23 protein-coding genes are annotated in these 21,154 nt (G+C 34.4%); all 23 read left to right on the top strand.

The genetic code is table 11. The annotated features are described in order from the left end of the window. Positions 1-30: 30 nt before the first annotated feature. The gene (locus tag LGAS_RS05750; RefSeq protein ID WP_003651723.1) at positions 31-1,806 is read left to right on the top strand and encodes a ribonuclease J; all 1,776 of its coding nucleotides are present in this window, start codon (positions 31-33) and stop codon (positions 1,804-1,806) included. After that, positions 1,806-2,663: a hypothetical protein gene (locus LGAS_RS05745; RefSeq protein WP_003647137.1), complete on the top strand. Its 858-nt coding sequence runs from the start codon at positions 1,806-1,808 to the stop codon at positions 2,661-2,663. Before LGAS_RS05750 ends, LGAS_RS05745 begins: the two co-directional genes overlap by 1 nt. Before the next feature lie 177 nt (positions 2,664-2,840). After that, entirely contained in the window at positions 2,841-4,031 is a 1,191-nt protein-coding gene (gene tuf, locus LGAS_RS05740) for an elongation factor Tu (protein WP_003648636.1), read from the top strand. A 157-nt stretch (positions 4,032-4,188) separates the two neighbouring features. After that, positions 4,189-5,538, top strand: coding sequence for a trigger factor (tig, locus tag LGAS_RS05735; protein ID WP_003647139.1), 1,350 nt, complete (start codon positions 4,189-4,191; stop codon positions 5,536-5,538). Between the two features lie 143 nt (positions 5,539-5,681). Further along, positions 5,682-6,947, top strand: coding sequence for an ATP-dependent Clp protease ATP-binding subunit ClpX (gene clpX / locus LGAS_RS05730; protein ID WP_003647140.1), 1,266 nt, complete (start codon positions 5,682-5,684; stop codon positions 6,945-6,947). Then, positions 6,947-7,531 (top strand): ribosome biogenesis GTP-binding protein YihA/YsxC, encoded by a 585-nt coding sequence (gene yihA / locus LGAS_RS05725; protein WP_003647141.1) that lies wholly within the window; start codon positions 6,947-6,949, stop codon positions 7,529-7,531. The genes clpX and yihA overlap by 1 nt, the downstream gene beginning before the upstream one ends. A 212-nt stretch (positions 7,532-7,743) precedes the next feature. Further along, positions 7,744-8,220 carry a low molecular weight protein-tyrosine-phosphatase gene (locus tag LGAS_RS05720; protein ID WP_003651715.1) on the top strand — a complete coding sequence of 159 codons (477 nt, stop codon included), beginning with the start codon at positions 7,744-7,746 and terminating at the stop codon, positions 8,218-8,220. After that, positions 8,220-8,735, top strand: a complete 516-nt coding sequence (locus LGAS_RS05715; RefSeq protein WP_003647142.1) for an SA1002 family membrane protein — start codon at positions 8,220-8,222, stop codon at positions 8,733-8,735. Before LGAS_RS05720 ends, LGAS_RS05715 begins: the two co-directional genes overlap by 1 nt. A 167-nt stretch (positions 8,736-8,902) precedes the next feature. Continuing rightward, positions 8,903-9,433: a DUF4767 domain-containing protein gene (locus LGAS_RS05710; RefSeq protein ID WP_003647143.1), complete on the top strand. Its 531-nt coding sequence runs from the start codon at positions 8,903-8,905 to the stop codon at positions 9,431-9,433. 95 nt (positions 9,434-9,528) lie between these two features. Continuing rightward, positions 9,529-10,797, top strand: coding sequence for a hypothetical protein (locus LGAS_RS05705; RefSeq protein ID WP_003657189.1), 1,269 nt, complete (start codon positions 9,529-9,531; stop codon positions 10,795-10,797). Between the two features lie 67 nt (positions 10,798-10,864). Next, positions 10,865-11,530, top strand: coding sequence for a DsbA family oxidoreductase (locus LGAS_RS05700; protein WP_003654419.1), 666 nt, complete (start codon positions 10,865-10,867; stop codon positions 11,528-11,530). A gap of 117 nt (positions 11,531-11,647) precedes the next feature. Further along, positions 11,648-12,502, top strand: a complete 855-nt coding sequence (locus LGAS_RS05695) for a hypothetical protein (RefSeq protein WP_003651709.1) — start codon at positions 11,648-11,650, stop codon at positions 12,500-12,502. A gap of 204 nt (positions 12,503-12,706) precedes the next feature. Then, positions 12,707-13,183: a hypothetical protein gene (locus tag LGAS_RS05690; protein WP_003647148.1), complete on the top strand. Its 477-nt coding sequence runs from the start codon at positions 12,707-12,709 to the stop codon at positions 13,181-13,183. Between the two features lie 248 nt (positions 13,184-13,431). Further along, a complete protein-coding gene (locus LGAS_RS05685; protein WP_003647149.1) occupies positions 13,432-14,436 on the top strand; it encodes an LCP family glycopolymer transferase in 1,005 nt (334 codons plus the stop codon). Positions 14,437-14,442: 6 nt separating this feature from the next. Then, on the top strand, positions 14,443-15,303 hold the full coding sequence (locus LGAS_RS05680; protein WP_003647150.1) for a YveK family protein: 861 nt from the start codon (positions 14,443-14,445) through the stop codon (positions 15,301-15,303). Between the two features lie 10 nt (positions 15,304-15,313). Further along, positions 15,314-16,087: a CpsD/CapB family tyrosine-protein kinase gene (locus LGAS_RS05675; RefSeq protein WP_003654424.1), complete on the top strand. Its 774-nt coding sequence runs from the start codon at positions 15,314-15,316 to the stop codon at positions 16,085-16,087. A gap of 5 nt (positions 16,088-16,092) precedes the next feature. After that, positions 16,093-16,863 carry a tyrosine-protein phosphatase gene (locus LGAS_RS05670; protein WP_003657183.1) on the top strand — a complete coding sequence of 257 codons (771 nt, stop codon included), beginning with the start codon at positions 16,093-16,095 and terminating at the stop codon, positions 16,861-16,863. Between the two features lie 23 nt (positions 16,864-16,886). Beyond that, positions 16,887-17,546: a sugar transferase gene (locus LGAS_RS05665; protein ID WP_003657181.1), complete on the top strand. Its 660-nt coding sequence runs from the start codon at positions 16,887-16,889 to the stop codon at positions 17,544-17,546. Between the two features lie 17 nt (positions 17,547-17,563). Beyond that, positions 17,564-18,013 carry a PssD/Cps14F family polysaccharide biosynthesis glycosyltransferase gene (gene pssD, locus LGAS_RS05660; RefSeq protein ID WP_003647154.1) on the top strand — a complete coding sequence of 150 codons (450 nt, stop codon included), beginning with the start codon at positions 17,564-17,566 and terminating at the stop codon, positions 18,011-18,013. A gap of 9 nt (positions 18,014-18,022) precedes the next feature. Continuing rightward, positions 18,023-18,523: a glycosyltransferase gene (locus LGAS_RS05655; protein ID WP_003657179.1), complete on the top strand. Its 501-nt coding sequence runs from the start codon at positions 18,023-18,025 to the stop codon at positions 18,521-18,523. Beyond that, complete coding sequence (locus LGAS_RS05650) at positions 18,524-19,249, top strand: glycosyltransferase family 32 protein (protein ID WP_003648654.1); 726 nt, start codon at positions 18,524-18,526, stop codon at positions 19,247-19,249. Positions 19,250-19,277: 28 nt separating this feature from the next. Further along, positions 19,278-20,222, top strand: coding sequence for an alpha-1,2-fucosyltransferase (locus tag LGAS_RS05645; protein ID WP_003648655.1), 945 nt, complete (start codon positions 19,278-19,280; stop codon positions 20,220-20,222). Between the two features lie 19 nt (positions 20,223-20,241). Next, positions 20,242-21,093, top strand: a complete 852-nt coding sequence (locus LGAS_RS05640) for a glycosyltransferase family 2 protein (protein ID WP_021314851.1) — start codon at positions 20,242-20,244, stop codon at positions 21,091-21,093. Positions 21,094-21,154 lie beyond the last annotated feature (61 nt).

Raw genomic sequence — 21,154 nt, 5'->3', positions numbered from 1 at the left:
ATTTAAGTAAATATAGAAAGAAGCAAGAAAATGTCACAAAAGATTAAGATAATGATCTTGGGTGGCGCACGTGAAAATGGTAAAAACATGTACGCTGTTCAAGTAGAAGACGAAATTTTTATTATGGATGCAGGTTTGAAGTATCCTGATTCATCTTTACTCGGAATTGATGTCGTAATTCCTGACTTGGATTTCTTCCGTGATTATGGCGATAAAATTGCTGGTATCTTTTTAACACATGGTCATGCTGATTCAATCGGCGCTTTACCTTATATCTTACGAGACTATGATATTCCAGTCTTTGGTTCAAAATTAACGATCGAATTAGCTAAGATTGCTGTTCAACGTGAAAATAGACGTCGTAAAAATGACTTATTCCATGTTATTGATGCGGATACAGAAATTGAATTTAAGAATGCAAATGTATCTTTCTTTAAGACTACTCACTCAATTCCAGATTCTTTAGGGATTGATATTTCTACTAAAGAAGGAGAAATTGTTTACACTGGGGACTTTAAGTTTGATCCATCTGCAAAAGAAGGTTTCAGAACTGATTTTGTTCGCTTGTCTGAAATTGCACAAAAAGGTGTTTTAGCACTACTTAGTGATTCAACTAACGCTGAAGCAAACTTCCCAAATGATCGTCAAACTAGTATTGAAAAGTATATTTTTAATATATTTGAAAATTACGAGGGTCGTATTATCGCAGCAGCCAAAGCATCAAATATTGTCCGTGTTCAAGAAATTTTTCAAGCAGCAGCAGCTACTGGAAGACACGTTTTCTTAACTGGTAGAGATGCAGGTAAGATTGTCTACACTGCAATGAAATTAGGCTACTTAAATGTTCCTAAGGGCTTATTAGTTCACAGTAAGGATTTAAAGAAGATTCCTGATAAAGAATTGGTGATCTTAGAAACAGGTCGGATGGGTGAACCGCTTAAGTCACTTCAGAAGATGGCAACTAACCGCCACCGCATGATTAAAATTAAGAAGGGCGACTTGGTATTTATTGCTACTACCCCTTCTCACTCAGTTGAAACGATGGTTGCTCAGACAAGCGACATGATTTATCGTGCAGGTGGTACTGTTAAAGAGCTGGGCCGAGATAAGCATACTAGTGGACATGCAACTGGTCGTGATTTGCAATTATTAATTGACACACTAAAACCTAAGTTTTTAATTCCAGTTATCGGTGAATATCGTTTGCTTGAAATTCATAAAGATTTAGCAATTGAAGCTGGAATGAATAAAAAAGATATTTTCTTACCACATAATGGGGATGCCTACGCTTTAGAAAAAGGCCGTTTCTATCGTACAGATGCTGTCCCAGGTGAAGATATTATGATTGATGGCTCTGGTGTCGGAGATGTTGGTAATATTGTTTTAAGAGACCGTGAAGTTTTATCTGATGATGGTGTCTTTATTGCTGCTGTTACTATTGATAGAAAGAAAAAGAAGATCATTTCAGAACCACGTGTTTCAACTAGAGGTTTTGTTTACATTAAAGCTAACCATGCTTTGATGAATGGTGCTTCTGACGTAATCAAAGAAGCAGTTAACAACAACTTTGAACACAAGAAGTTTGACTGGACTGAATTAAAACAAGATGTCCGTAATGATGTTGAAAAGTATCTTTACAAGCAAACGGGACGCCGTCCAGTTGTTCTACCAGTCGTAATGGAAGTTAACCAAAACAGACACCGTGCAATGGCTAGACGAAATAACCAAGAAAACAATTCAGAAAAGCGTCAAAATAGAAGAAATTATCATAAGAAAGATTCAGAACAAAAGAAGGCAAAAGCATAATGACACATGCAAGCAAAGATAATTTTCTTCTTTTAGCAAAGGAAGCTAAAGAACATAATGACTTGCCGCAAGCTAAGCAATATTTACTTGAAGCTTTGCGTTTAGGCCATGATTCAGATATTGTTTGTGAACTATGTGAAATATACTTAAGCCAAGAGAAGGGAGATCAGGCATATTCTCTAATTAAAGAGGAGCCTGACCTTTTTTCTAATAAGAAGGTTTACAATACCTATCTTAAGATTTTAAAGTTTCAGCATTATGCAATTGAAGCAGACCAATTAGAGTACTTACTTGATAAAAAGTTGCCAATCAAGGTTGAGCCAGTTAGCCAAATTAAGCAGTTAGAAATAATGCGAAATTTTAAAAAGCTAAAGTATATTCAGGAAAGAGACTATTTACTCTTATATTGTTTAAGTGTAGAAAATTTTACTAATCTCGCAAAAAGTATTTTAATAGATCCATCTCCTAATTTTGCATTACGTCTTTCATTATGCGAAGACTTGGTAAAGCTTGGAGATAGCGAAAAAATTCAAGTTTATATTTTAGGAGAAGCAAAAGAATTTATTCCTAAGGAAACAGACTTACTTGAGAAAAGTCCAATTTATCGAGAAGTTTGCGTAAGCCTGGCTGATTATTTTAGGCAAGATCCAAGTAAATTGCCTTTAATGATTGGCGAGATGAATGTTTGTTTAGGGATGCTTTATCCGCGTTTAAGAGATTACATTAAAGATCCAGATCAATTTGCTCATGATTTTAGAAAATACCTTGAAAAAAAGGAGGGCGGAGCAAATCAGAAACTGTTAAATAAAATATATGAATATTTGGCATATGAAAAAGCAACAAATTCTGATTTTTAGTCCCCATATTGAGCAAAAAAGGTTTACATTTTCTGTGGATCTAGTATAATCAATAAAGGATATTTTCAAAGGGGTACGAGCTAGGCTTTTACCTTTGAAAGTAGTATAATAATCAACAGAGAATTATCCGTTACTTACTCAACGGACTTCTTGCAAATTTACAGGAGGGTCATATTAATGGCAGAAAAAGAACATTACGAAAGAACTAAGCCGCACGTTAACATTGGTACTATCGGCCACGTTGACCATGGTAAGACCACTTTAACTGCAGCTATTACTACTGTTTTGGCAGAAGACGGTTTGGCACAAGCTGAAGATTACTCACAAATCGATGCTGCTCCAGAAGAAAAGGAACGTGGTATTACTATTAATACCGCTCACGTAGAATACGAAACTAAGAATCGTCACTACGCTCACATGGATGCTCCAGGCCACGCTGACTACATCAAGAACATGATTACTGGTGCTGCACAAATGGATGGTGCTATCTTAGTTGTTGCTGCAACTGATGGTCCTATGCCACAAACTCGTGAACACATCTTACTTGCTCGTCAAGTTGGTGTTAAGTACATCGTTGTATTCTTAAACAAGGTTGACTTAGTTGACGATCCAGAATTGATCGACTTGGTTGAAATGGAAGTACGTGACTTGTTAACTGAATACGATTACCCTGGTGACGATGTTCCTGTTATCCGTGGTTCAGCTTTGAAGGCACTTCAAGGTGACCCAGAACAACAAGACGTTATCAGAAAATTAATGGAAACTGTTGACGAATACATCCCAACTCCAGAACGTGATACTGACAAGCCATTCTTAATGCCAGTTGAAGACGTATTTACTATCACTGGTCGTGGTACTGTTGCTTCTGGTCGTATTGACCGTGGTACTGTTAAAGTCGGTGACGAAGTTGAAATCGTTGGTTTAACTGACAAGGTTGAAAAATCAACTGTTACTGGTTTGGAAATGTTCCACAAGACTCTTGATCTTGGTGAAGCCGGCGATAACGTTGGTGTATTGCTTCGTGGTATTGACCGTGACCAAGTTGAACGTGGTCAAGTTTTAGCTGCACCTGGTTCAATCCAAACCCACAAGAAGTTCAAGGGTCAAGTTTATATCTTGAACAAAGATGAAGGTGGTCGTCACACTCCATTCTTCTCAGATTACCGTCCACAATTCTACTTCCACACTACTGATGTAACTGGTAAGATTGAATTGCCAGAAGGTACCGAAATGGTTATGCCTGGTGATAACGTTGAATTCACTGTTGAATTGATCAAGCCAGTTGCCATTGAAAAGGGTACTAAGTTTACTATCCGTGAAGGTGGTAAGACTGTTGGTGCTGGTCAAGTTACTGAAATTCTTGACTAATTCCAATCTATCTAAAAAAGATGTATCTTCGGATACATCTTTTTTTTATCCAAAATTTTAAAATCTTCTCCCTATATTTGTGTTTTAGCAGCGTTTAGGGTAAGATAGTTAAGTGTGCAATAGCAAACCCAAATTTGACATCGGAGGTATTTAATTAATGTCTGTAAAATGGGAAAAGACCGGTAAAACATCCGGTGAATTAACTTTTGAAATCTCACAAGAAGAAGTAAAAAAAGGCTTAGATCAAGCTTTCAAACGTGTTAAGAAGAACTTGCGTGTACCTGGTTTCCGTAAGGGCCACGTTTCTCGTGTTGTTTTTGACCAATTTTATGGTGAAGAAGCTCTTTACGAAGATGCTTTAAACATTGTTTTACCAGAAGCTTACGCTGCTGCAGTTAAAGAAGCTGGTATTGATCCAGTTGGCCAACCACAAATCACTCCTGTTTCAATGGATAAAAACAAGCCTTGGGAAATGAAGGCTACTGTTTCTGTTAAGCCAGAAGTTAAATTAGGTGACTACAAGGGTATCGAAGTTCCTAAACAAAGTACTCGCGTTTTAGTTAAAGACGTAGATGCAGAGTTAAACAAGCGTCGTGAACAAAATGCTGAATTAGTATTGAAAGACGGTAAAGCTGCTAAGGGCGATACTGTTACTATTGACTACACTGGTACTATTGATGGTAAGCCATTTGATGGTGGTAGTGCTCAAAACTATTCATTAGAATTAGGTTCAGGTACTTTCATTCCTGGTTTTGAAGATCAACTTATTGGTCACAAAGCTGGCGATGATGTAGACGTTGTTGTAACCTTCCCAGAAGATTACGGTGCAAAAGACTTAGCTGGTAAAGAAGCACACTTTGCTACTAAGATTCATGAAGTGAAATCTAAGGAATTACCTAAGTTAGATGACGAGTTTGCTAAAGACGTTGATGATTCAGTAGAATCACTTGATGAATTAAAAGATAAGATCAAGAAGGACTTAAAGAAGCACAAGGAAGAAGACGCAAAAGACGCTATCCAAGATGCTGCAATCAAGGGTGCAGTTGAAAATGCAACCATTGATGAAGTTCCTCAAGCAATGATCGATGAAGACGTTCAAAACCAATTGAACCAATACTTAGGCAACATGCAACGTCAAGGTATTGACCCACAAACTTACTTCAAGTTGACTGGTACTACTGAAGCACAATTGCGTGAACAATTGGCTAAGGGTGCTGCAGAACGTGTTAAGACTAACCTTGTTTTAGAAGCAATTGTTGCTAAAGAAAAACTTGATGCAAGTGCTGATGAAATTAAACAAGAAATCAAAGACTTAGCACACGACTACAACATGGATGAAAAAGTTGTTCGTCGTAGCTTGAGTGATGACATGCTTAAGCATGATATTGCTATTAGAAAAGCAATTGATTTAGTTGCTGATAAAGCAAAGCAAGTTGCTAAGAAAGCTACTAAGAAATCAACTGCTAAGAAGTCAACCAAAGAAGACGAAAAAAAGGCTGATAAGTAATAGTTGATAACTAGTTAAAGAAAAGGCGGCTATGACAGTCGCTTTTTTCTTTACTATCAATTAATAAGACAATTTTCTTTACTCTGTCAAAGTGAACTGCTAAGCTTATTTTGACATAAAGTAAGTGAAAAGGAGGAAGGCTCATGGCTAATGAAATTACTGAACAAGAAGAAGTAAAATGTTCTTTTTGCGGTAAACCACAGTCACAAGTTAAAAAAATTGTGGCTGGAAATGGAGTCTACATTTGTAATGAATGTATTGATCTTTCCAAAAAAATTATTGATGATGAATTAAAAGCAGATTCTATCAAAGAAACTAAAGATCTACCTAAGCCAATGGAAATTAAAAAGCAACTAGATGAGTACGTAATTGGCCAAGATCGTGCCAAGAAGGTCCTATCGGTTGCCGTTTATAATCACTATAAACGTATTAGTCAAATGGATATCGATAGTTCTGGAACTGAATTGCAAAAGTCAAATATTGCTTTGATTGGACCAACTGGTTCTGGTAAGACGTATTTAGCTCAAACTTTGGCTAAGATTTTAAATGTTCCATTTGCTATTGCAGATGCCACAACATTAACTGAAGCTGGTTATGTTGGTGAAGATGTAGAAAACATCTTGCTTAAATTATTGCAGAATGCTGACTATGATTTAGAGCGAGCACAACGCGGAATTATTTACATTGACGAAATTGATAAGATTTCTAAAAAAGCAGAAAATGTTTCAATTACGCGTGATGTTTCCGGTGAAGGTGTTCAGCAATCTCTTCTTAAGATCTTAGAAGGAACCATTGCTTCTGTTCCACCGCAAGGCGGACGTAAGCATCCACAACAGCAGATGATTAAGATTGATACTACTAATATCTTATTCATTGTTGGTGGTGCCTTTGATGGTATTGAAAATATTGTTAAGAATCGTCTTGGTAAGAAGACGATCGGTTTTGGTGCAGAAAACGGTCTTAATCAAGTAGATGCTGATGATTGGCAAAAGAATCTTACGACTGGCGACTTAGTTAAATTTGGTTTAATTCCTGAATTCATTGGTCGTATTCCAATTATCACTACACTTGATAAGTTGAGTACCAAAGACTTGATCAGAATTTTGACTGAACCAAAGAATGCCCTAGTAAAGCAATATAAGAAATTGCTGTCTCTTGATAATGTTGATCTTGAATTTACTGAGGGTGCACTTAAGGCAATCGCTGATATGGCAATTAGTCGTCATATGGGTGCACGTGGATTACGCTCAATCGTTGAAAATTCATTGATGGACGTGATGTATCGCACGCCAAGCGAAGATAATATTGAAAAGGTAGAAATTACCAAGGATGTTATTACTAAGCATGCGCAGCCTAAGATTACTTATAAAGAAAATGAGTCTCAAGAAGCAAGTGAGGCAGCTAAATAATGAAAGTCGTAGATACAGAATTTGTAATTAGTGCTGTTTCTGAAAAACAATATCCTAAGGATGATTTGCCAGAGTTTGCTCTAGCTGGACGTTCAAATGTTGGCAAGTCGAGCTTGATTAATACAATTGTTAATCGGCGTAAACTTGCTCGTACTTCTCAACAACCAGGTAAAACCCAGACACTTAATTTTTATAAAGTAAATAATGAATTATATTTGGTTGACGTACCAGGTTATGGTTATGCTAAAGTTTCCAAAAAGCAAAGAGCTGCTTTTGGTGAAATGATTCAGGATTATCTTGAAACTCGTGCTGATTTGAAGGGACTCATTCTTTTAGTTGACGCGCGTCACGATCCAACTGCGGATGATATTAATATGTTTAATTATGCACTCTATCTTGATATTCCAATTTTAGTGGTAGCAACTAAGATGGATAAGCTTAAGAAGATGGAAGCAAGTCAAATTAAGCAAAAGATTGGTAAGAGCTTAGACTTAAAACAAGAGAATGTATCTTTTTTACCATTCTCTAGTGTTTCTAAATTAAACGTCGATAAATTCTGGGACTGGATCGAGGATAAAATGTAATTTAAAAAATTGCATAATTTAATGATTAAATCCGTCTAACTTTGTTATAATAAAAGACGTTGAAAATATTGGACTAATAATATTTCAACAACCTTTGAAAAAAGAAAAATACCGGTTGGAGCTGACAGGCTCTAATCGGTATTTTTTCTTGCTTAAATAAATGAGTTAGCTTTAGAATTGAAATATACACTTTAAAGAAATAAGGGAGAAAAATGACTAAGAAAATCTTGTTTGTTTGTCATGGTAATATTTGTCGTTCACCAATGGCTGAATTTATTACTAAGAAAATTGTCAAAGATCTGGGAAAAGAAAATGAATATGAAATTGCGTCTGCTGCTACAACAGAAGATGCAATCATTGGAGGAGTTGGACACGATATTGATGTGCGTTCGCAAAGAGTGATGAATGAACACGATATTCCTTTTAATCATCGACATGCTAGAAAAATGGTTAAGAGCGACTATGGTAAATATGATTACATTGTTGGTATGGATGAAGAAAACTTTTTTGACATGAATCACATTTCGGCAGGAGATCCAGAAAGAAAAGAATATAAACTCTTATCTTTTACTGGCTCAATGATGGATGTAGATGATCCTTGGTATACAGGTGACTTTGAGGTAGCATATCAAGATATTTACCGTGGCTGTGAGGCTTTGATTAATAAGATTGAGAAGTTAGACAAATAATGCAAGTTTTACCAATCTTTTTAATTATATTAGCGGTAGTAATTGCGGGCTATATTTTTACTTCTAAAAATCGCTTTTACTTCTTAAAGGCAATTATTCTATTTTTGGCATTATTAATTTTTAGTACCATTAACTTTTTAATCTTTTTCGGCGTTGCAGCTCTATTTATTAATCGAATCCACGATATGAAGCTGGGTAACCTGTTCTTGCTTTTGGGAGCTCTAGTCATTCTTTCAGGTCTTTTTCTCTATGAAGGATTGAAAAAATTCAATAAGTTCCATCAAATTTCAGAGATCACATTAACGTTAATTGAATATTGCATTCAGTGGTCGCTGATTTATGTTACGGTCTACCAATCGATTTTTAATAATATTGCTAAAATTCATACTATTACTAAAATGATCAAAACTGTCCGTATTTTAAATCCCGATCTTTTAGTAGTGATTGTCTTACCATCATTTATTTCAATTTGGATTGCGGTTGTTCTTTTGAAAAAATATCAACATGATTTGTAAAAGATAGTCTTATGGATGGAAAATTGGCAGAGGGGTGTACTGACTAAGTTTCTTCTATTAAAGTGTAATTTCTTCAAAGTGGAATTACACTTTTTCTATAAGCTTAAATAGCTCCAAAGATCAAAATTAAATGGTAGGATAATAATGAAAGAAAAGGAGAAACATCTATGAAAAAAATATTACTAATGAGTGTCGTAGCGCTTAGCTTAATTGGGGTTAGTGCATGCTCAAATAGTTCAAATTCGACTAGTAATAATAGTACAAAAAGTTCAAAAACTGTCCCAAAGAAGCATTGGGACAAAAAGAAAGATCAAAAACTTGCTAAAGAAATGGATAAATATGGTAATAACAAGAAGCAAACTTACACCAAGTATGATGGTAAGAATAAGCTGACTACTGCAAGCCGCATTTATCCGGATGCCTTTAAAAAAGATACCTTTAAGCTAAATGGTAAAAAGATTAGCATTGGCTGGAGTCCTCAAGGCGAGCATCATTATGACTATGATGTAATGGCTATTTATAACCATGATTTGACTAAAAATGGTCAACATAAAACTTTTCTTTTCTGCTGGCACAAGCAAAAGCCGATTGTCCTAGTGGATGAATCAAGTAAAGGTAATGTTGTTAACTTACATGTCAGCCAAGATAAGTCATTAAATGGCAGTTTTTCAAACATTATGAATGGTGAAAATATCTAGTCGAAGGTCTGCATCTGGCAGACTTTTTGTTTCTAAAAATAAATATCCGTATAATAGATGACAAGTGAGATGATTGGAATAGGTAGGGAATAAAAATGTTAAGTAAGAGAATGAGAGAATTGCTCGATATGGTGTATGAAACGCCGAATACAATTGATCTAGCCATAGTTGTACAGACGCCTAATTTCGAAGAAACGTTCATTAGTGATAATTTGAGGCGTTCTTATCAGCCAGCAAGAGCTGAAGGATTAATTTTTAGGTTGATTGGTACTTTTGTTCAGAAACTTGATTTAGATTATCATGAATTCATTGATGTCTTAAAGGGCGACTTGGTAGATGACCTATTTGATGTAGACGCCATGAGAAAGTTAAAGCGACCTAGTCAGCAACTTTCTGATGATAAACTTAAGAAAGCAGAAAAGCGCGTTGAAGATGTAGTTGATTTTGCAGAAGAATTAGTCAGTGAAGGAGCAATTGGCGATTACGTGCTAGTAGTTAACTACACTGACCAGTTAGGCGACGTTTTTTTCCATGATACTAGTGATCAGAATATGTCGACCTATCATGATATCCAGGTCATGTTGATGGAATATGCTAAGCGCGAGCTTCTTAATCCAGTTGCTGTCATAAAGGACTTAGAGGAAAAGCGACCAGCTCCAGCTAAATTACTTAATAAGTCTGCTTTTGAAGATCGAGAAATTAATGGCTTTAAGATAGAAGATTTTTGGCAAATTTACCGTGTTCCTTATCAAGGTGGTCAGTTTGATTTAGAAATTCCAGAAGGTTTGCGCTTTGAAAAAGAATTAATTAAATATAGTAAGAACTTGCAGCGTTTAGATTTAACGTATTTCCTCTTATTTGTTAGAACTGACCGCTATGTTTATGTAGTTACGCCTGCTTTTAAGACTGAGGATGACTTGCTAGAGGCTTTAGCAGGATATTTGACTACCATAGAAGTTAACATGGATTTTACTGATGAAAAATTTAAAGAGATCAGTGATATGATGCTTGAAGAAAAGTCTTACTTAGGTTTAGTCCACGGCGGGGATGTCGCTTATGCAATTGATTTGCCAGTAAAACGTGAAGTAACTGATGGGCAAGAAATTCGTCAGCAAATTAATGACGTTTTTAGTGATCTATTGACTTATCAAAAGCTAGGCACGGTCCGTGACTTTTATTTATTTGCAAATGTTAAAGAAAATAACTTCACTGGCGGGATGATGAAAGAGAGCAACTTAACTAGTTACTTATTGAATTTCGTTGAATTATTAGCATATTTAACTCATATGTATCCAAATCTAGCACCAAAGAAGATTATTGACTTAGTTGCGACTAAAGAAGAATTAAAACGCAAGCGGAAATAGTTGCTTTCTTTGCTCAAAGTTTCTATTGTAGAAGTGAGAGTGTAATTAAGAGAAAGAAGAGTTGAAAATGAGAATTTCCATTTGGGGCGATTACGCATGTCCATACTGCTACATTGGTGAAACTTACTTACAAAAAGCAATTAAGGAATTAGGTGTTGAAGACAAGATTGAGTATGACCTTAATGCATTCCAAATCGACTTAGATGCACCTAAATCAACTAATAATACCAATGCTGCTCTTTTAGCTTATGAAAAGGCGATGCCATTAAGTAAAGCTAATGCAGCTTATGATCACGCTAAGGTGCTGGGTAAAGAAGCAGGTTTGACAATTAATGAAGCAACCGCTTATAACACTAATACGATGGATGCTCATCGAATGGTTCAATGGGCTAAGGCTACTTATCATGATTCTAAGTTAACCGCAAGTTTAGCTGATGATTTGTTCTATGCTTACTTTACTGAAAATAAGGAATTAGCAGATCACGAAGTACTACTTGAGATTGCAAAGAAGAATAGTTTAGATTTGAATGAAGTAAAGAAGTTATTAGAATCAAATGATTATCAAGATGTAGTTATGCAGGAAGAAGCAGACTTGCAAAGTCGCGGTATTCAATCGATTCCGTACTTTATTATCGCTGGTCAGCAATTTGATGGTGTTCAAGATGTTTCAACCTTTAAGACAGCAATTGGAGCTGCCTTAGGGATGAAGCCGGGAGAATTTTTAAACTTTTAGAAGTTATTTTAAGATCCTACGTTTTTATAGGCGTAGGATCTTTTTTATATGGTGATTTTCTGGTATTATTATAGTTATGAATAATACTTGTTATATAATTTTTAGAAGGAGATGAAAATGAAAAATAAACTAAATCTTTTTAGCGTTGGACTACCAGATAATGAAGACTTAAGTAGTTGGTCCAAAGACCTAATTAGGCAAAGATTCGAAACCACAGCAATAACCTCAGACCTTGTACCATTTGTATCTGGAAATTCAAATTATGAATTAAACGAGAATATGGTAGCTCTATATGATTTCCATCAAAGACCAATTAGAGGAAAATATCAGACAGTAATTTTTGATAAAAAAGATGGTATTATTTTATGCCAGAAAAACAGTCGCCAATTGATTAATCATTTGTTAAAAGACCAAATGATTTTAGGAGCGGTTTTACAAAAGAAGCTGCAAAAAGAACTTGGCTTTTACTATCGACATACAATTTCTTTAGGAGAGATCGCTTATTTTTCAATGAGAGCTCATTCTGAAAAGTATACTTCCTGGATTGGTTTGCATCATGTGCAGACAGTACAGCAAGAAGACGGAAAAGTGACTTTTTCTTATCAAGAGAATGGTTGTAGTTATAACTTTGAGTTTGAAGATTGTGCGCCGCACTTGTATAAGCGGTTAGCTGAGGGGATTACTCATAATCATGTTTTAGGACAGATGCTAGTGAAGTATGCTAATTCACATGGCTTTCATTTGAATCTTTGTAAGTGTCGAAAGAATAATTTGGTTGCTAATCAAGAATATTTTTACTTAACTAAGGTTCAGAATGCCTTGAACTTAACTGAACTTGCTGAAAATGCAATTGAAGAATTTCATAAAAATTATGGTCGCCATTGTGCTGACTTTTTTGATATCAAGGATTGGCAGGTGCAGGACCATAATTTGATTTACCGATTATCTAGAAGAATTAAATCAATTTTGTAACACGCTATTTTGGCGTGTTTTTTCTTTACCAGAAATCGATAAGCTAAAGAGTGAAGTTGAGGGAAAGTAGTTAGTGAAGAACAGATAGAAAGTTAGAATTGGCATGGTGTTGTACCGTCTAGCTCTTGGATTTTGATAAGACTTTGTTCTTGATATGATGCTCAATGCACAAGCGCTTGTGACATTACTTAAAGGAATGGTCACATGATTAGAGAAGAAAGTTTTATTAAAGCCTGGGAAAATCGACGTTTAGTTGGTGGAGCAATTAAGGCAGCTGGCGTAAGGCGAGATTATCAAGACTATGCTGATTTGTTTCAAGATGGTGTTTTGATTTATGCGGGGATGATTGAAGAAAGTCAAGGTCAAAATATTGATAAGCTAGCTTTTAAAAAGATTCTTTGGCATACGCTAGATGAACTAAGAAAGATTCAGCGCCGAGAAGAGAAAAATCAAGAAATAGATAACGCACAAGATTTTTCAAGGCTTGAAGTTGACTGGGATAGCTTAGTTGTTTTAAAAGATGAAGTTAAGAAGTTAAACAAGATTGAGCGACTTTTGTTTTTTGAGCATTTGCTGGCGCAAAGAGAAATTTCTAGATTGGTTGAGCGGGCGGGATGCTCCAGAAGAACATTGCAGAGAGTGAAAAAAGATCTGCTTTTAAAATTACGAAAATCACTGTAAAGATAAGTAAGATCCTCTCTTAAATAAATAACATAATGAGTTTTTAAACGAATTCATATTGATTTTATGGGGGGGGTGAAAGTATACTTATAGGCGTGAAGATGGTTAGATAGCTATTTGGGGCATACTTTTGATTTAATAAAAGTGTTTTTTTATGCTAATTGTGAATTTTCTATGAATTTTCAAATATTTTTTGTATAATGATTTTTAGTATTACTAAAAAAAGCAAAAAATAAAAGAGGAATAAAATGGATCATAATAATAGTGATAATCAAATAAAGCATCGCTCACATCATCACCGTCATCATCGACGTAAAAAGTTTTGGCGTATCTTTTGGATTGTATTAGGTGTCTTCCTTGTGGTAGATATCATTGCGGTTATTATCGCTTGGCACAATATCCATGTTGCCACTAACAATATGTATAATCCGATGAGTAACGAGATTAGTGATCGGAAGGTTAGCGACACTCTTAAGGACAAAAAGCCAATGAGCTTGCTTTTGCTGGGAACAGATACAGGTGAATTTGGTCGTTCTTACAAGGGTAGAACTGATACCATTATGATGATGGTTATTAACCCTAAGACTAATAAGTCAACAGTTGTTAGCTTACCTCGAGACATGAAGGTTAACTTGCCGGATTATCCAGACTATTCACCAGCCAAGATTAATTCAGCTTATACTTATGGCGGTGTAGATGAGACTGTTAAGACGATCAAGAAGTACTTTAATATTCCAACTGATGCTTATGTAATGGTAAACATGGGCGGATTAGAGAAGGCTATTGATCAAGTTGGAGGAGTGACAGTCAAGTCGCCATTAACGTTTGATTATGAAGGCTATCATTTTACTAAGGGCGCAACTTATCACATGAATGGGAAGAAGGCTTTGGCATTTAGTAGAATGCGTTATGACGATCCTCGAGGAGATTATGGGCGTCAAGAGAGACAAAGGCTTGTAATTATGGCATTATTAAAGAGTTCCATTTCTTACAAGACAGTTGTAAACCAACCTTTCTTGAACTCAATCTCTAAGCAAACCATGACGAATTTAACTTTTGACAATATGATTGCTTTAGCTCAGAATTATCGTCATGCAACTGATAATGTAACTACTGATTATGCTCATGGACAAGGCGACTGGGAGAATGGCGTTGCCTATGAATCAGTCAGTCGATCAGAGTGTCAAAGAATTAGTAATAAGTTACGTGCTGCCTTAGGGCTTAAGCCGGAAACCTTGAAGACAGGAGAATAGGAAAAAGTGGAAAACAGTACAAAGACTGAAAATACAATCGATTTACGTAGATTATGGATGCTCCTTCGAGCACATATCTGGTCTATTATTTTATGGGCAATTGGTTTAGGAGCAGTTGGTTTTATTCTAGCTGCTTTTGTGGTTGAACCTAAATATACTTCAACTACTCAGATCTTAGTTAACCAGAAACGTAATCCAGTAGATGCTGGTCAGGCATTGACTGCACAACAGGCTGATGTACAAGTAATTAATACTTATAAAGATATTGTTACTAGTCCTGTTATTTTGAAAGACGCTTCTAAATGGATCAAGAATCCTACTGAAGTAGTAAAGCCTGCTAAAAAGGCTAAGTATAAGACTTTAGCTGATGGTACTAAGAAGTTAGTTAGCCCAGCAAAACCAGCAGTAATTAGAAGAGCAGGTCGGGGTTATAACGTTAGCGCTAAAGAAATGCAAAAATCAATTTCTGTAACTACTCAACAAAATTCTCAAGTATTTACTATTAGTGCCAAAAGTAACGATCCTGAAAAAGCTCAAGCAATTGCTAATGCAGTGGCTCAAACTTTTAAAGGTAAGATCAAAACAATTATGAACGTTAATAATGTTACTATTGTTTCCCCCGCTGCAATTGGTGCAAAAACATTCCCTAAAACTAGTTTATTTACTTTAGCAGGAATTGTACTTGGTTTAATTATTAGTATTGCGTTAATTGTTTTACGCGATTCATTTAATACTACGGTAAGAGATGATGATTACTTGACTAAAGAATTGGGATTAACTAATTTAGGTCATGTATCACACTTTCACTTATCTAATAAGTTTAGTATTAACAATAATAATGATTCTGATAAAAAGAAACGAGTATAGGAGCGTATAAATGGGATTGTTTAATAGACGTAAAAAACGTGGTACTGATGAGACTATGCAGTATGGTGCTAAGTTAATCACTGTAGCTAAACCACAAAATCCAGTTAGTGAGCAGTTTAGAACTGTGAAGACAAATATTGATTTTACAAGTGTCGATCATCAAATTAAGGCTTTGGCCTTTACGTCTGCTAATATTAGTGAAGGTAAATCGACTGTTACTGTTAATACTGCTGTAACTATGGCTCAGGCAGGTAAGAAAGTATTATTGATTGACGCTGACCTCCACAGACCTACACTACATCAAACCTTTGATATTCCTAATCGAGTAGGGTTGACAACAATTTTAACTTCACATTCTAATGAAGTTGACATGGCGGATATTGTAAAAGAAGATATTATTCCAAATCTTTCAGTTATGCCAGCTGGACCGATTCCACCTAACCCAGCACAATTATTGGGTTCTAACAGAATGCGTGCATTTTTAAATATGGTGAAAGAACACTATGACTTAGTTGTATTGGACTTAGCCCCTATACTTGAAGTTTCTGATACACAGATTTTAGCTGGTGAAATGGATGGCGTGGTTCTTGTAGTTCGTCAAGGGATTACCCAAAAAGCGGGTGTTGAACGTGCATTAGAAATGCTTAAGTTAACTAAGACGCACGTTTTAGGATATGTGATGAATGACGTACGAACTGGTCCAGATGGTTATGGTTATGGTTATGGATACGGTTACGGATATGGCTATGGATACGGTCAACAAAAAGATGGAGAATCGAAATAAATAAAATGGTATTAGTTGATATTCACTCACATATTTTGCCAGGTATTGATGATGGATCTCCTGATTTAGATTCATCTTTAGGGTTAGCAGAGGCAGCAGTAGCAGATGGAATTACCCATGCGCTGATGACGCCACATACTTTAAATGGAAAATACCTAAATCATAAAAAAGATGTTATAAAAGAAACTGCTGATTTTCAGAAAGCGTTAAAAGAAAATAATATTCCTTTAACTATTTTTCCTAGTCAAGAAGTTCGTTTAAATGGTAATTTACCTCAAGCCTTAGACGATGATGATATTCTTTTTTGTGATGAAGATGGCAGATATATGTTATTGGAGTTTCCAAGTGAAGATGTACCAACTTATGCTAAGGATATGACTTTTAAGTTGCTTGGACGCGGGATTACACCAATTATTGTTCATCCTGAAAGAAATTCAGGAATCTTAGCCCATCCTGAAAGATTACAAGAATTTATTGAACAAGGATGTTTAACACAAATCACAGCTAGTTCGTATGTGGGAGTATTCGGTAAAGAAATCGAAAAATTAGCGGATAGATTTGTAGAAGCAGGACAAGTAGCAACTTTTGCTTCAGATGCCCATACATTGCCAAAACGAGAAAGTCGGATGCATGACGCTTATGAGAAACTAGAAAAGACGCAAGGGTTGGATGTTGCTAATAGCTTTAAGCAAAATGCGCGAAACATTATTAATTATGATAATGTTAACTTAAATTGGAGACCATTAAAGAAAAAGAAAAGATTTTGGTTATTTTAATTTATTGGGGGATAGAGTTTTAAATGATGGCACAAGAGGTTAAAAAAATAAAACTAGATCCGTCAAAAGTCAATGGACGTATGGGCTATCGTACTATTAAACGTGGATTTGATGTTTTAGCTAGTAGAATAGCTTTGATATTGTTATCGCCACTTTTTTTAGTATTAATTATTTTAATTAAAAAAGAAGATGGAGGACCAGCTTTTTATTCGCAAGAGCGAATTGGAAAAGATGAGAAGCCTTTCAAAATGTGGAAGTTCCGTTCTATGATTGTTAATGCTGATAAGATGGTGGAACAATTAGAAGAACAAAATGAGATTGATGGGGCTATGTTTAAAATTAAAGATGACCCCCGGGTAACCAAGGTTGGTCATGTAATAAGAAAATATAGCTTAGATGAATTACCTCAGCTATGGAATGTCTTGAAGGGCGATATGTCTTTAGTTGGGCCACGTCCGCCTCTACCGATCGAGGTAGCTGATTATACTGATTATGATAAATTACGTTTGACTGTTACACCAGGGTGTACTGGTTTATGGCAAGTAACTAAGCGTAATGACGCAGACTTTGATGAAATGGTAGAATTAGACCTTGAGTATATTAATAATAGTAGCTTATGGTTTGATTTTAAGATTTTATTGAAGACTGTAGGTGTTGTAATTCATCCGAATAGTGCGTATTAAGGAGAAAAGTTAAAAGTATGAAAGTTTGTTTAGTTGGTTCTAGTGGTGGACATTTAACTCATCTTTATATGTTAAAACCATTTTGGCAGAATAAAGATAGATTTTGGGTTACTTTTGATAAAGAAGATGCAAGAAGTAAACTCAAAGGAGAGAAAATGTATGGGTGTCACTATCCAACAAATCGTAATTTGAAAAACTTGATTCGTAATACTTTTTTAGCAATTAAAGTGCTCCGTAAAGAACGTCCTGATGTAATTATTTCTAGTGGGGCTGCAGTAGCAGTTCCATTTTTTTATATCGGAAAATTGATGGGAGCAAAAACCGTTTACATTGAAGTTTTTGATAGATATGATAAACCAACAATTACAGGAAAACTTGTGTATCCTATAACAGATAAGTTTATTGTTGAATGGGAAGAAATGAAGAAAGTTTATCCTAAAGCAATTAATTTAGGAAGTATTTTTTAAGGTGATAGAATGATTTTTGTTACTGTAGGAACACATGAGCAGCCCTTTAATCGTTTAGTAAAAAAAATAGATGATTTAGTAGCTGACGGCAAGATCAAAGAAAAAGTAGTTATTCAAACTGGGTTTAGTACGTATCAACCAGTTCATTGCGATAATCATAAAATGATGTCTTTTGAAGAAATGCAAAATACTTTAAAAGAAGCACGTATTGTAATTACTCACGGTGGCCCCTCAAGTTTTATTGAAGCACTTCAATTTGGAAAAGTTCCAATTGTTGTTCCAAGACAAGAAAAATATCATGAACACGTAAATAATCATCAGGTTGATTTCACCGAATTAATTGATAAAAGAATGAATAATATAATTCCTGTTTATGATATAGATCAGCTTGCTAATACAATTAAAAACTACGATAAAGTTGTGAAAACTAAAAACTCTGGTGAAACCAGTAATAACAAGCAATTTAATGAGCATTTAGAACATATTGTTGATGAATTAGTGGAGAAGTAAATGTCAATACCAAAAGTGATACATTATTGTTGGTTTGGAAATAATCCAAAACCGAAAGTGATTCAGGATTGTATAGAATCTTGGAAAAAATATTGTCCAGATTATGAAATAAAAGAGTGGAATGAATCAAATTATGATGTAAATAAAACTAAGTATACGCAATTAGCTTATAACAGCAAAAAGTATGCTTTCTTAACTGATTATGTTCGATTAGATGTTCTTTATAACGAAGGTGGTGTCTATATGGATACCGATGTAGAATTGATTAAGCCAATCGATGATCTTGTTGAAAAAGGTAATTTTATGTCTTTTGAGAAAAAAGGTCGAGTTAATACTGGTGTAGGTTTTGCTAGTGAAAAAGGCAATCATTTTTTGAAAGAAAATATAGATTATTATAATACTCACTCTTTTCTAGATAGTGATAATAATTTTAATCCAGAAATTTGTGTAAAAATAACTACGCAACTATTAGAAAAACACGGATTGGACTATAAACGTAATGAATTACAAAGGGTAGGAGATTTTATTATTTATCCTTCAGATTACTTTTCTCCCAAGAAAATGGGAACGGAAAAAATAATAATGACACAAAATACTCATGGTATTCATTTATATGCTTCTAGTTGGTATAAAGGCTCAAAATTCATAAAAAAATTAAAGTATCGTCTTATACCATTTAAGGAATTTGTTAAGTATAAAATCCTAAAACGTAAATTGTACGAATAAATCATTTCAATTAGAAGAGGATAATAATATGTTATATGTTGAAATGGATGGCCGGTGTGGTAATCAATTATTTCATTATGCCGTAGCAAGATATATTCAGCTCGCAATTGGAAATAAAGAAAAACTATGCTTAAATTTTAATAAAATTTTTGAAAAAAAAGATGAAAATAATGGTTGGATAGACTATTTAAAAGATTTTAAAACAGTTCCATACAGTTATTATTCTAAATCGGGAACTATCCTAAAAAATGAGTCAAATTTCATTCAAAAGATCGCGATTGGTTTAAAAGCAATTCAGATTAAGAGCTTAACGAAAAAAAGTAGACAGGAACAAGCTGATAAGGCTGAAGTTGGTCAACGTACGTTAAATAAATTAGGGGTTTATTGGGTAAGAGAAGGGGTTAATCAAATATATCCCTATAAAAATAACAAAATTTTGGTATCAGGTATATGCGAATCAAATTTTATATATGAAATTCAAGAACAATTACAAAAGGAACTGATTCCAGTTACTCCAGTTAGCTCCCTTAACAAATCGCTTCTTGAAAAGATTGATAATTGTAATTCAGTTTGTATTTCGGTTAGACGTGGCGACTTTTTTAATAATAAAAACGCAAAAAAATATGGAGTTTGTAGTCCTGAATATTATATAAGAGCCAAAAAATATTTTGATAAAAAAAGACTTGAAAATACTGTATATTTTTGCTTTTCTGACGATATAGAATGGTGTAAAGAAAATCTTAAATTTACTGATAAAAATGTTATTTTTGTGTCTCAAGAAATGCCAGTTTATGAAACATTAAGATTAATGTCACGTTGTAAGCATTTTATTTTATCTAATTCAACATTTTCATGGTGGGGTCAATTTTTATCTGAGTATAAAGATAAAATTGTTGTATCACCAGCTAGATGGAATAATGATGGGTATGATACTAATTTAATAGATAAAAATTGGATTTTAATTGATGCGTAATCTTTTTAGAGGGAACCTGATGAAACAAATGAATTTCAAAATCCTAGGTGGAGTAGTAACTTATAATCCTGAAATACCCAGATTTAAGGAGAATTTAAAAACATTAGTTAATCAAGTAGATAAATTGTATGTTTTTGATAATGGATCAAAAAATATAGAAGATATAGAAAGTGTATTAAACCACTATTCCGATAATATCATTCTCTGTAAAAAGAAAAAAAACGTTGGTATTGCATATGCCCTTAAAAGTATTATGGATTATGCAAACAAAAATCGTTTTAATTGGGTATTATCTGTAGATCAAGATTCTGTTTTGGATTCAAAATTAGTTAGTGAATATAAAAAGTGTATCCGTAATTATTCAAATGATAATATTGGAATGTTAACCTGCTTAATAAAAGACAGAAATTTTAAGGACAGTTCTGCTGAAAAACAAGAAGAACAATTGAAAGAAGTTCCAATTTGTATTACGTCTGCAGCCTTTACGAACGTGAAGAATTATTTTTCTACTGTAGGTTATGACTCTAACCTATTTATTGATTTAGTTGATACAGATATATGTCTAACTTTAAGAGAGAAAAATTTTAAAATTTTCAGAATAAATTATTTAGGGATATATCATGAAATTGGTCATGGTGAAAATAAGAAAATTCTGTGGAAAGATGTGATTGTTCATAATTCAAGTGCTTTCAGAGAATACTATATGGCAAGAAACTCAATTATTTTACAGAAAAAACATCCAAGATTATATCCTCGTAAAACCATGCTGAATGGATTAGCTTTGAATTTTCTTATTATCACATTATTTGAAAATAAAAAGTTGAAAAGACTATCTAACTTTTTTAGGGGAATAAAAGATGGAAGAAGATAAAGAGGGATAAAATTAATGCGAATATGTTTTGTTTTGCCCGGGGTTGCGAGACAGCCTGTTG

The organism is Lactobacillus gasseri ATCC 33323 = JCM 1131 (genome assembly GCF_000014425.1).
Classification (GTDB): Bacteria; Bacillota; Bacilli; order Lactobacillales; family Lactobacillaceae; genus Lactobacillus; species Lactobacillus gasseri.
Note: the sequence above shows the minus strand (reverse complement) of the source record. Positions and strands in the feature narration are given on the sequence as shown.